Source organism: Candidatus Magnetaquiglobus sp. (assembly GCF_058402785.1).
Genome location: NZ_JBZVFG010000014.1, coordinates 1 through 12510, shown reverse-complemented (window position 1 = coordinate 12510; position 12510 = coordinate 1). Strand labels below are relative to the sequence as shown.

The 12510-nt window shown below is 60.8% G+C and carries 9 protein-coding genes; all 9 read right to left on the bottom strand.

Going from position 1 to position 12510, the window contains the following annotated elements; all coding sequences use genetic code 11:
* Positions 1-35: 35 nt before the first annotated feature.
* Entirely contained in the window at positions 36-482 is a 447-nt protein-coding gene (locus ACV4UY_RS06810) for a bacteriohemerythrin (protein ID WP_491606864.1), read from the bottom strand.
* 180 nt (positions 483-662) lie between these two features.
* Positions 663-3374, bottom strand: coding sequence for an ATP-binding protein (locus tag ACV4UY_RS06805; protein WP_491606863.1), 2712 nt, complete (start codon positions 3372-3374; stop codon positions 663-665).
* Between the two features lie 30 nt (positions 3375-3404).
* On the bottom strand, positions 3405-3614 hold the full coding sequence (locus ACV4UY_RS06800; RefSeq protein WP_420905276.1) for a hypothetical protein: 210 nt from the start codon (positions 3612-3614) through the stop codon (positions 3405-3407).
* Between the two features lies 1 nt (position 3615).
* Positions 3616-5739 (bottom strand): 3'-5' exonuclease, encoded by a 2124-nt coding sequence (locus ACV4UY_RS06795; protein WP_491606862.1) that lies wholly within the window; start codon positions 5737-5739, stop codon positions 3616-3618.
* Positions 5740-5745: 6 nt separating this feature from the next.
* On the bottom strand, positions 5746-6123 hold the full coding sequence (locus ACV4UY_RS06790; protein ID WP_491606861.1) for a response regulator transcription factor: 378 nt from the start codon (positions 6121-6123) through the stop codon (positions 5746-5748).
* Positions 6124-6143: 20 nt separating this feature from the next.
* Positions 6144-7574 carry a putative nucleotidyltransferase substrate binding domain-containing protein gene (locus ACV4UY_RS06785; protein WP_491606860.1) on the bottom strand — a complete coding sequence of 477 codons (1431 nt, stop codon included), beginning with the start codon at positions 7572-7574 and terminating at the stop codon, positions 6144-6146.
* A gap of 320 nt (positions 7575-7894) precedes the next feature.
* Entirely contained in the window at positions 7895-9592 is a 1698-nt protein-coding gene (locus tag ACV4UY_RS06780) for a cation acetate symporter (protein ID WP_491606859.1), read from the bottom strand.
* Positions 9589-9909, bottom strand: a complete 321-nt coding sequence (locus ACV4UY_RS06775) for a DUF485 domain-containing protein (protein ID WP_491606858.1) — start codon at positions 9907-9909, stop codon at positions 9589-9591. Before ACV4UY_RS06775 ends, ACV4UY_RS06780 begins: the two co-directional genes overlap by 4 nt.
* Positions 9910-10130: 221 nt before the next feature.
* Positions 10131-12071: an acetate--CoA ligase gene (gene acs, locus ACV4UY_RS06770; RefSeq protein WP_491606857.1), complete on the bottom strand. Its 1941-nt coding sequence runs from the start codon at positions 12069-12071 to the stop codon at positions 10131-10133.
* Between the last annotated feature and the right edge of the window lie 439 nt (positions 12072-12510).

The following is a 12510-nucleotide window of genomic DNA, read 5'->3' as shown; positions in this document are numbered from 1 at the left end:
TCAGACGTTTTTCGGTCGTGGACAACCGGAGCGAATCACTGGGCCGCCCGCTGTTTCTGATCCAGAAGAAAGGCGCCCAGCGCCTTGTCGGTATGCAGGATGTGGTGGGTCAACCACTCGGAAAGGAACGAAACCAACACATCCTTGGGCACGCGCTGGCCCTGATGGATCTGTTCGCGCACGGCCAGAACCTTGGCGACGAAATCGCGATGCTGGGTGAGATGGGCCTCGGCATCCACGGGACGCAGCCGCTCGTACCCCTGTTCGACGATGAACCGCTCCTCGGTCTTGAAGTGGTAATCGGCGTAGTTGATCAACCCCTGGACAATCTTGGCCAACTCCTCGAGGCTGCTCTGATCGGTGAGTCGGGTGGCCGCTTCGTTGAGCATTTTGATCAGAACCCGGTGTTGATCGTCGATGATCCCCACCCCGGTGGTGAAATCGGGTCTCCAGGCAATCGGTTGTATCAACTCCGCGGACATTGGACCTCCCCTGTTCTTCAATGATTGAAGCGCGCATCCCTTCATGGGACGCTATTGTACTCACTTGCCCTGTCAATACAAGTGATATCCGATTACAAACTGGCTGATGGACGAACCCGTCACCCCATGGTCCTGGCGTTTTCTTGACCGGAACCCCCGGCACGCGGGCCGGAACGCCGCTCACGCACCCGGATCCAGGGGCACCAGAAACTTGAAGGTCGCCCCCTGCCCCAACTCGCTCTCCACCCAGATCCGCCCCCGATGCCGCTCGATGATCCTCTGGCAGATGGTCAATCCCAAACCGGTCCCCAGGGGAACATCCATGGTTTCGTCGCGCGCCTGATCGACCTGATGGAACTTCTCGAACACCTTCTCCAGATCCTCCCGCGGGATGCCGGGTCCATTGTCCACCACCTCGATGCCGACCCCCTCGGGCACCTGACGCAGATGGACCTCGACCGCGCCGACCGACGCCGCGCAAAACTTGACCGCGTTGGAGAGCAGGTTGATCACCACCTGGATGATCTTGTCCCGATCCGCTTTCAGCATCACCGGATAGGGGGGCGCATGAAAGCTCAAGCGCACCGATCGGTTCTCGAAGAGTTGATGGGTGGCGTCGATGGCGTCCTGGGCGATCTCCACCAGATCCACCCGTTCCAGATGCCACTCCATCTTGCCCGATTCGATCTTGGCCAGGTCCAGGATCTGGTTGACCAGACGGGTCAACCGCTCCGCCTCCTTGATGATGATCTCGGTGAAACGCCGACGATCCCCGTGATCCATCTCCTCGTTGTCCCGCAGGATCTCCGAGAAGGCGCGGATCGAGGTCAAGGGGGTGCGCAGTTCGTGGCTGACCGTGGAGATGAACTCGTCCTTGAGACGGTCCAGCTCCTGCAACCGTTCGTTGGCCTCCTGCAACTGCCGGGTGGCCGCCTCCAGCTGACGGGACTTGAGTTCCAGCCGCTGACTGTACTCGATCACCTGGCTGGTCTCATCCAGGATGCGCATCACCCCATGAAGATCCAGCTCCTCGCCGGTCACCACCGAGGAGACCATCACCCGCGCCGAGGCCGAACCGATGGCGCCGGTGAGCCGTTTCTCCGCGAAGGCCACCAGATGGGCCGGCGCCTGGGCATGCTCCTCGAGCTTGAGCAGACGGTGTTGCATGTAATTGGCGAAATCGAGTTCCGCCTGGGCCGGACCGATGAAACGGGAGAGCAGTTTCTTGAGTTCCGCCACCGACACGAAACCGCTCCACAGATACTCGTTGCCGCCGCGCGCCCCCTTTTCGAAGACGTTCACGAAATTCAACGCCTGGATCTGCTCCACGGCGGTCTGGCGGTCGAACAACGAGATCAACACCAGGGTGCCGATGTTGGCCAGAAGGCTCCAGAAGACCGAATGGGTCAGGGGATCGAAGAGGGTCAGGCCAAAGAGAGCCTGGGGTTTGAGCCAGGCGATCCCCCAGGGACCGTGGGTGAGGAAGCTCGCGGCGATCCAGCCCGACTTGGCGAACGAGGCGAACAGCAGGGTGTGGAACCAGACGATGAAGCCGGCCATCAGCCCGCCCATGGCCGCGCGCCGGCTCACCCCCTGCCAGTAGATGCCGATCAGGATGGCCGGGGCGAACTGGGCCACGGCGGCAAAGGAGATGATGCCGATGCTCACCAGGGTGTGGGATTCGCCGATCAGACGGAAGTAGAGATAGCCGAGCAGCATCAGGGCGATGATGATGCCGCGCCGGATGGTGAGGATGATGCCGGAGAGATCCTCGCGAAAGGCGGCGCGAAAACGAAGCAGCAAGGGCAGCACCAGGTCGTTGCTGACCATGGTGGACATGGCGATCACCTCGACGATCACCATGCTGGTGGCCGCCGAAAGCCCTCCCAGGTAGACGAACAACGCCAGCCACACCTGGTTGCCCTGGATCGGCAGGATCAGGACGAAGGTGTCCGGATCCATCCCCCCGCCGGAGAAAAACAGCCGTCCGGCCAGGGCGATGGGAAGCACGAAGAGGTTGAAGGCCAACAAATAAAGCGGAAACAGCCAGGATGCCTGACGGATGTGGACCGGATTGACGTTCTCGACCACCAGCACCTGGAACTGCCGGGGCAGAAACATCACCGCCATCATCGCGATCAGGGTCATCGAGAACCAGGCGGCGAATCCACCGGGCATGGCATCGAAGGTCATCAGACGCTTGAGCGACGGGTCGGCCATGGCCTTGCGGAACAGGTCGCCGAAGCCGTCGAACAAACCGAAGGTGACGAACAGCCCGACGAACAGAAAGGCCCCCAACTTGACGATCGATTCGAAGGCAATGGCGGTCACCATCCCCTCGTGGCGTTCGCTGGCATCGAGATGGCGCGTGCCGAACAGAATCGAGAACAGGGCCAGGATCATGGCCACGTAAAGCGCCGTATCGCCCCACCCAGCCCCGGTGGAACCCCTCATGTCCTGAAAGTCGTCCAGATGATGGACGAGCACATCCAGGCTGACGGTCACGGCCTTGAGCTGCAAGGCGATGTAGGGCAGAACGCCGATCACCACGAACAAGGTCACCATGCCGCCCAGAACCGGACTCTTGCCAAAGCGCGAGGCGATGAAGTCGGCGATGGAGGTGATGTGGTTGGCCTTGGAGATGGCGATGATCTTGGTGAGCAGAAGCCACCAGAGGGCGGCCATGATGGTGGGCCCCAGAAAGATCGGCAAAAAACCGATGCCGGTCTCCGCCGCGCGCCCGACGCTGCCGTAGTAGGTCCAGGAGGTGCAATAGACCGCGATGGAGAGGGTGTAGATGGTGGGGTTGTTGACCAGGGATCGACCGCGCGCCGCCTGGCGGTCGGCGTGGTAGGCCACGGCGAACAACAGCCCCAGATAGGCGATCGACATCAGGGGAACGATCCACTGCCAGGACATCGCTCAGCCCTTGTCGCCGGGCAGTCGCCGCATGATCAAGGCGATCGACACGACGAAACCCAACCAGAAAATGAACAGATAAAACCACAACATCGGCACGCCCAGGACCATCCGTTCCTGGCTGAACAGGGCGATCAACGGATAGTTGATCGCCAGCACCCCAAGCACGGCCAACACCACCAGACGCTCCCTGCGACGTTTCATCATCGGCATGTCAGTAGTTGGCCTCCGCCTGCTGACGACGGATCCGCACCATGCTGTCCGAGGCCTGCATGGCCAGACCCAACGAGGAAACCCCCTTGGCCTTGAGCATCACCAACAATTTCAGAAACACATCCGCCGTGACCATCGCATCGCCCATGGCGGTGTGACGCAGATGGATCTGCACATCCACCCCCAACCGGTCCGCGATGGCATCCAGGGTGTGATCGGTCACCTCGTCGTGCAGGTAGACCGACAACAGCAGGGTATCGAGAACCGGGTTGTCGAACCGCACCTTGCAACTCTCTTCCTTGAGTTGCAGGAAACGCATGTCGAAGGCGGCGTTGTGGGCCACCAGAACCGCATCGCCGACAAAAGCCTTGAACTGCGGCAACACCTCGGTGATGGTCGGCTTGTCCTGCACATCGGCATCGGTGATGCCGTGCACGCGGGTCGATTCGGCGGGGATCGGACGACCGGGATTCACCAGCCGCTCGAACCGCTCGCCGTACAACACCCGGCCATTGACGATGCGCACTCCGGCCATGGAAATGATCTCATCCCCCTTCGAGGGTTGCAAGCCGGTGGTTTCGGTGTCGAACACCACATAGCTCAGATTGGCCAGCGGCATGGCCAGGCGGGTGCCCAGAGAGCTGAAACCGTTCATCAACGAAAAGTCGTAGAACTCCGGACGCTCGGAGATCTCCACCACATGGAACTGCCACTGTCGCGCCGAGGGAGCCACCGGCAGACGCAGCATGGCATGCCCCGGACGGCGGTGCGCCTGACTCCAGATTTCGCAACCGTGCCGCTCCAGGATCTCCTCCAGACGCATCACCGCGCCACCTTCCTCGAGCTTCTCGGCATGCCACGACTCGACGATGCGCGCCGAGATCGCCGAGCCGGGCCAGATCAGATCCAGATAGATCCGATGATTGCCCATCAACGCCTCGATTTCGATCTCCACCGGCCCGGCGTGGAACCGGATCTTGGCGAGCATGCTCTCCAGGGCCAACAGCAGGGCCGGGGCATCGGCCTGGATCCACAACGCCTCGCCCACGGCGCGCACCGACATGCCGTGATGCCGTTCCATGCGTCGGTTCAACGTCTCGATCAGATCCGAGGTCAACACATCGTTCAACACCCAGTGTTCGGCAGCCAGGGTATCGGCCTCGGTGGCGATGGCGTCCAGTCGCACCGAAAGCTCCGCCACCTCGTCATGCATCACCTTGACGAACTTCTCGCGTTCCTGGTGATCCATGTCGTCGTGATCCATAAGGGTCTCGGCGGCGGCGCGCAGGTTGGCCACCGGACCACGAATGTTCTCCAGGGTATGACGGATCAACCGGTCGCTGCGGCGCAGACCGGAAACGCGCCGGGTCGCCTCCTCGAAGGTGATCAGATAGTAGTTCTGGTCCGCCCGTTGGCAGGGGAAGAGGCTCATGGCGCAATCGAGCATCACGTCCTCGTGCAGGGCCGCGCAAAAAAAACGAGCATCCCCCTTGTCCGCGCACCCCTCGGGAGAGGCGTGACAGCGGTTGAGGAACTCCATGGTGGTCTCCAGGGGCATGCGGGCGCACAGCTCGTACAGGGAGCGACCCAACCCCAAGGCATCCTGGCGGGTGCGGAAGAGATTCTGGGCGGCCAGATTGTAAAGCACGATCCCGGCGTCGGCGTTGATGACGATCAGCCCCACGTTCAGGTGCTTGATCACCTTTTCCAGCCGTTCCAACCCCTCGACCTGATTGGCCAACGCCTCGCGCACCTGCCGCCGGGCGGAAAGCAGCGCGGTCCCCACCTGTCGGGCCGCGTCGGGCAACTCCCCCAACAGGTGATCGGGACGCAATTGGATCTCGCGGGCCGGATCCGCCCCGGCGATGATCCCCACATCACGGGTCACCTGGATCAACGGCTTGAACACCGCGCCATCCAGCCAACCCCAGATCTGCGCCAACACCCCGAAAATCACAAACACCAGCAACAGCAGATAGACCAACCGGCTCTGCAACCACGCATACGTGGCGGCATCCACCTCGGGCATGCTCCGCGACGCCTCCCAGACGATTCCGCCCAGCCCCCCCAAGGCCAACAGCAGAAAGATCCCCAATATTCCCCAAAAACGACTACGAATATTCATGTTCCATCAATCGTTGGCCAATCCCAGCATGGCTCGTACCTTGAGCACCAGTTCACGGGTGGCGAAGGGCTTGGTCACATAGTCGTCCGCACCCAGGGCCAACCCCTTCTCCTGCTCCACCTCGCGTCCCTTGGCGGTCAGCATGACGATCTTCACCCCCTGACAACGCGGATCGGCGCGCAACGCCTCGCACACCTCGTAGCCGTTCTTCTTGGGCATCATCACGTCCAACAACACCAGATCCGGTCGTTTCTCCTCCACCGCCAGAAGCGCGGAGTCTCCATCCCCCACCGAACGCACCGAAAAGCCCTCTTTCTTCATCAAGAACTCCAAGGACAAAACGATATTCGGCGCATCGTCCACGATCAAAATCTCAATCGCCATTCCCGGCTCCCCCACCGACTCTATTGCAACTGCTTCAATCTGAAATGGTGAATCATCAAATCCTTGAACCCATCCACCACCACCAGGGAATCTCGCAGATACTCCTTTTCGAGTCTGCCGAGATTCTCGATTAGCAAATAATCACCCTCTGCCCCATGTTTCAGATGCGGATCCAGCTTCACCCGCACCCGCAAGGCACTCAGAAAATCGAACGCGTCGATCAGATCCGTGCAAAAGGTGCTCTCGAGCACCCCGCGCCGCGCCAGACCACGGATGCGATGGATCGTGTTGGGATCCTTGATGCGATGCTCGAGGGCGAGACTGCGCACCCCGTGAACGATCGGAAACACCCCCCCTCTTTTGAGATCGATCTGCCCCTGTTTGTTCCCCTTTTCCACGATGAACCGATTGAAAAATCCCAGAGGGGTATCGAAGGTCAGGATCGGCTTGGCAAAATGGGCGTAAAAACTCGGGTCGCTCGGCAGATTCTCCAGCATGAAATCCCGCGCGCTTTGGAACAGGATGTTTCGTCCCGCCATGGGACGGGCATCGAAGAAAATCGCCAGCTGCATCAGGTTGGATGGGGATGGCTGGCGAATCCAGGATAAAATCAACCGTTCATAGTCCGCGACCCGTCCGCACCATTGCGGGTTGGTCATCATCACGTTACCCGGGCAGGGAGGATATCCCAACTGCGCCATGGCTGCGGTGAACGCATGGGCAAAGGCTTCATACGCCTCGGTGGGGCAACGCTCGTCGGCGATCATGGCATTGTCCTGATCGCTCTTGGTGATCTGCTCCCCGCGTCCCTCACTCCCCATCACCAGCAGACAAACATGATCCAGAAGCTCCGGCGGGGCCAGCAGATGGGCGGCCTTCTCATAGACCTGACGATCCAGCTCGCGCACCAGGCGACCGATGTGACGCGCCTTGAGCCCCTTGGTGACCAGGGACTCGACCATCATCGGCTGATGGCTAGTGGCGTCGGCCAACTCGGCGAGAGTCGTGGCGCGCAGAATACGCTGAATGGTAAGGGAGGCGTGGTTGGTGAGAAAGGAGAGGAGTTCGGTCAAACCCAGGATCCCGACCACATGGGTGCCCGTGCCGATCACCACGCGACTGATGCCGCGCTTGGTCATGGTCAGGAGTGCCTTGAAAAGCAACTCGTCCGGCGAGGCCATCACCAGCTTCCAGGTGGCGATCGGTCCGATGGGGGAGTCCACGGGCAGTTCGGAAAGGGCCAGGGCGTCGCGGATGTCGGCGCTGGTCAAAACCCCGTGACGCCCCTCTTCGCGCACCAGGATGGCGTCGATGCGACGCGCGCGCATCTTGGCGGCGGCGTCGCGAATCGTGGCGGTCGCATCCAGAATGACCGGTTTGGTCAGATGCAGATCGCGAATGCGCGAGGTGAGCAGGGGGGCGTCGGAGTTCTCGGTGTTTTCGGAGTCCACGATGCATCTCTTCAGGGTCGGTTGACTTGTGGCATCCGTGGCCTTGATACGGCGATTCGACACCCCCGCGCCGCCCGCATGCGATCGCACAGGCCGAGCCACGCGCGTCGCGCCTTGTTCGAAAACGCGCTGCCAGCACAGGTCAACACGCCCTCTGGCCTGACAAATGTCGAAGACGCGCTGCCAGCACAGGTCAACACGCCCTCTGGCCTGACAAATGGCCGACCCCCTGCATGCAGGGGGTCGGCTGGAACAACATCTCAACCTGCGCTTCCGGTCCGGGAACGAAACCGCTCCCGGATCGGATTTTTTCAGGCACATCAGTGACCGGAAGCTCCGGAGGCACCGATGCCGGTTTCGCAGCGCACGGCCTGGGCGTCGTACCGAGACCGCTCGAGCTGTGCCTGCGCACTGTTGTCGAGCTTGGAGCCGATCCAACAACCGAAGAAGGCCAGGGACATCGAGAAGATGGCCGGATCTTTGTACGGGAACAAGGGGGCCGCATTCCCGAACACATCCACCCAGACAGTCTTGGAGAGCACCACCATGGTGATGGTGGAGATCAACCCCAGCGCACCACCGAGGACGGCGCCACGGGTGGTGAGGTTTTTCCAGTAGACCGACAGGATCAGGATCGGGAAGTTGGCCGAGGCGGCGATGGCAAAGGCCAGACCCACCATGAAGGCCACGTTCTGCTTCTCGAACTGGATCCCCAGGTAGATGGCGATGACGCCGATCACCAGGGCGGCGATCTTGGAGATGCGCATCTCGGTCCGCTCATCCACGACGCCCTTTTTCATGGCGCTGGCGTAGATGTCGTGAGAAACCGCGGAAGCGCCCGCCAGGGTCAGACCCGACACCACCGCGAGGATGGTGGCGAAGGCCACGGCGGAGATGAAGCCCAGGAACAGGTCCCCACCGGTGGCATGGGCCAGATGGATGGCCGCCATGTTGTTGCCGCCCATCAGGGTTCCCTTCACCGCGTCGATGTAACGGGCTTCCGGGGCCACCAGCAGCACCGCGCCGAAGCCGATGATGAAGGTGAGGATGTAGAAGTAACCGATGAAGCCGGTGGCGTAGAAGACCGACTTGCGGGCCTCCTTGGCGTTGGAAACGGTGAAGAAGCGCATCAGGATGTGGGGCAGACCCGCGGTACCGAACATCAGGGCCAGACCCAGGGAGATGGCCGAGAGTGGATCGCTGATCAATGCGCCTGGGGCGAAGAGATCCTGTCCTGTTGCCACGATCTTCTTGTGGTCGGCCAGGACGCTCGCCTTGATCCCTTCTTGAGCGGTGGCAAAGAAGTGCTCCAGGTTGAAGCCCGCATGATTGAGGGCGCCCAGGGCGATGAAGGTGGCACCGGAGAGCAGCAGAACGGCCTTGATGATCTGCACCCAGGTGGTGGCGATCATGCCGCCAAAGGCCACATAAAGGATCATCAACACGCCGACGACCACCACCGCGAACTCATACGGCAGACCGAAGAGGGTACGGATCAGCTGACCCGCGCCCACCATCTGCGCGATGAGGTAGAGAATGACGGTGCAGATCGTGCCCAGGGCGGACATGGTGCGCACCGGCACCTGAGACAGACGGAAGGAAACGATGTCCGCGAAGGTGTAGCGGCCCAGGTTACGCAGCTGTTCGGCCATCAAGAAGAGGATGATGGGCCAACCCACCAGCCAACCCACCGAATAGATGAGTCCGTCGTAGCCCTTGGCGAACACCATGGAGGAGATTCCCAGGAACGAGGCTGCCGACATGTAGTCGCCGGCGATGGCCAGGCCGTTCTGGAAACCGGTGATGCCGCCACCGGCGGCGTAGAAGTCCTTCGTGGATTTGGTGCGCGCGGCGGCCCAGTAGGTGATGCCCAGGGTGACGGCCACGAAGATGAAAAACATGATGATGGCGGTGACGTTCAGATTACCCACCGTCGGCTTGGGCGCGTCCGCGGCCCAGAGGAGGGAGGTCCAGGATCCGGCGACCAGGCCGGATGCGAGAGCCGTCAATTGCTTCATTTCGTATCCTCCTTGATCTGACGATTCAATTCATCGAACTCGCTGTTGGCCCGTGCGACATAGATGCCGGTCAACACGAAAGCCGAGACGATGACGCCCACTCCGATGGGAATACCGATCGAAATGACGCTGCCCGCCATGATCTTCGTGCCGAGAAACTTCGGCGCGAAGGCCACGATCAAGATGAACGCGTAGTAGATGAAGAACATCATGATGCTCAAGGTCCAGGAAAATCTGGAACGCTTGACTAGCAGTGCTTGATACTTCGGATTCTTATGAATCCTTTCGATGAGCTGTCGCTCAGCATCTGTACTCATGGGCAGTCTCCTGTTCGAGTGATTGACCTGCTCAAGGCTCCCCTCGTTTCCGCGTGCGTGGTGCGGTTCCCGCGCCAAAAGCTCAGCCTGATTTATTCTGGGGAACGTCGATGAATGGCACCAAAACGGCACCTCCAGCGACGAATACCGGGTTCGCGCCACCCGATTGGCGGATACCGGTCGGTCGCCAGCCGACCGACCGGTGATCTTGAGGCAACCGATCAATTGGTCGGAATGCGTTCGTCGATGAGCTTCTGAACCACGCTCGGATCGGCCAGGGTGGTGGTGTCACCCATGTTGTCCAATTCGTTGGCGGCGATCTTGCGCAGGATGCGGCGCATGATCTTGCCGGAACGGGTCTTGGGCAGGCCGGGAGCCCACTGGAGCACGTCGATGTGGGCGATCGGACCGATCTCCTTGCGCACCAGCGCGCCCAACTCTTTCTTCAGGGCATCGGTCGGGGTCTCGCCCACCATCAGGGTGACGAAGGCATAGATGCCCTGGCCCTTGATCGCATGGGGATAACCGACAACCGCGGCCTCGGCCACCTTCTCGTGCAGCACAAGGGCGGACTCGATCTCGGCGGTACCCAGGTTGTGGCCGGAGACGATGATGATGTCATCCACGCGTCCGGTGATCCAGTGGTAGCCATCCTCGTCGCGACGGCAACCGTCGCCGGGGAAGTAACGGCCCGGATAGGCGGCGAAGTAGGTGTTGAAGAAGCGCTGATGGTCGCCGTAGACGGTGCGCATCATGCCCGGCCAGGGATGGGCGATGGTCAGGATGCCGGCGGTCGGACCCTCTTGCAGCACACCCTTCTCATCCACGATCTCGGGTTGGATGCCAAAGAACGGCAGAGTGGCCGAACCCGGCTTGGTGGCGATGGCGCCCGGCAGCGGCGTGATCATGATGCCGCCGGTCTCGGTCTGCCACCAGGTATCGACGATCGGGCAGCGCCCCTCGCCCACCACATGATAATACCACTCCCAGGCTTCCGGATTGATCGGTTCGCCCACCGAACCGAGCAGACGCAGCGAGGAACGGCTGGTCTTCTTGACCAACTCGTCGCCCTGGGCCATCAACGAACGCAACGCGGTCGGGGCGGTGTAGAAGATGTTGACCTGGTGCTTGTCGATCACCTGCCAGAAGCGCGAGGCGTCCGGATAGGTGGGGATCCCCTCGAAGATCAGGGTGGTGGCGCCGTTGGCGAGCGGCCCGTAAACGATGTAGCTGTGACCGGTGATCCAGCCCACGTCGGCGGTGCACCAGTAGACATCGCCGTCGTGATAATCGAAGACGTAGCGATGGGTGATCGAGGCATAGAGGATGTAGCCGCCGGTGGTATGCAGCACGCCCTTGGGCTTGCCGGTGGAGCCGGAGGTGTAGAGGATGAAGAGCGGATCCTCGGCCTCCATCGGCTCGGCGGGGCAATCCGCGGAAGCGGCGGCCACGGCATCGTGATACCAGACGTCACGGGCCGGATCCATCGGCATCGGGGTGCCGGTCAGGCGCACGGTGAAGACGGTATGCACGGAGGGGCAGACCTTGATCGCCTCGTCCACGTTGACGCGCAACGGGATCTTCTTGGCCCCGCGCACCCCCTCGTCGGCGGTGATCACCGCGCAGCTCTGGGCATCCTGGATGCGATCCTTCAACGACTCCGGCGAGAAACCGCCGAACACCACCGAGTGAACCGCGCCGATGCGGGTGCAGGCCAGCATGGCCACCGCCGCCTCGGGGATCATCGGCATGTAGATGCAGACGCGATCGCCCTTCTTGATGCCACGCGCCTTCATGGCGTTGGCGAAGCGACACACCTCCTCATGCAGCTGACGGTAGGTGATTCTTTTGGAGTTGTTCGGGTCATCCCCTTCCCAGATGATCGCGGTCTGATCGCCACGGGTCTCCAGATGGCGATCCAGGCAGTTGTAGGAGACGTTGACCTGCGCCCCCTCGAACCAGCGGATGTGCGCCTTGTTGAAATCGTAGTCGAGAACCGTGTCCCACTTCTTGAACCAGTGGATCGTCTTTTCGGCCTGCTCGGCCCAGAACCCTTCGGGATCCTGAACGGAACGGGCGTACATGGCATCGTATTGCTCACGATTGATCCATGCGTTGGAGGCAACCTGAGGGGGTACGGAATAGATTTTGTCACTGCTCATACCATGGACTCCTTGGAAACGTGCTTTGCTCGGGTGACATTGTTGGAAGTGATATTCCTCGATTTACAACCGGCAGTACCATCATGGAAAGATGATCATGGTGCAATGCAGCATAATTCTCGCTCCAATTATAGTGCAATGCAACATCAAACCCTTTGTGTCCCCCGGGAATTCTCGGCCTTCCCACGCGAACTGCCTTGAATTTTCCTCGTTCGGTTTACAAAACGAGTATCCCGCCCTCACGGGAAGCTATACATAAGGGAAGATCAGGATTTTGTCAAAGTTAATTCGCGATCACTCCTTTCCATGCTTCGAAAAATCCTTGTTGCGCTGCAATAAAACTCCATCCGGGAGATCGCTTGCAGGCGGAAATATTAAAATTCCCTTAGGGCGTGTTGACATTCAATAATTTGATCCATATCCTGTCTCGCAGGAGGTG

Excerpts from the sequence above, each read along its gene's own strand:
- ACV4UY_RS06805 (WP_491606863.1), bottom strand. The coding sequence starts at position 3,374 with ATGTCGATCGCCTATCTGGGGCTGTTGTTCGCCGTGGCCTACCACGCC.
- ACV4UY_RS06775 (WP_491606858.1), bottom strand. The coding sequence starts at position 9,909 with ATGAGTACAGATGCTGAGCGACAGCTCATCGAAAGGATTCATAAGAAT.
- ACV4UY_RS06795 (WP_491606862.1), bottom strand. The coding sequence starts at position 5,739 with ATGAATATTCGTAGTCGTTTTTGGGGAATATTGGGGATCTTTCTGCTG.
- ACV4UY_RS06800 (WP_420905276.1), bottom strand. The coding sequence starts at position 3,614 with ATGCCGATGATGAAACGTCGCAGGGAGCGTCTGGTGGTGTTGGCCGTG.
- acs (WP_491606857.1), bottom strand. The coding sequence starts at position 12,071 with ATGAGCAGTGACAAAATCTATTCCGTACCCCCTCAGGTTGCCTCCAAC.
- ACV4UY_RS06780 (WP_491606859.1), bottom strand. The coding sequence starts at position 9,592 with ATGAAGCAATTGACGGCTCTCGCATCCGGCCTGGTCGCCGGATCCTGG.
- ACV4UY_RS06790 (WP_491606861.1), bottom strand. The coding sequence starts at position 6,123 with ATGGCGATTGAGATTTTGATCGTGGACGATGCGCCGAATATCGTTTTG.
- ACV4UY_RS06810 (WP_491606864.1), bottom strand. The coding sequence starts at position 482 with ATGTCCGCGGAGTTGATACAACCGATTGCCTGGAGACCCGATTTCACC.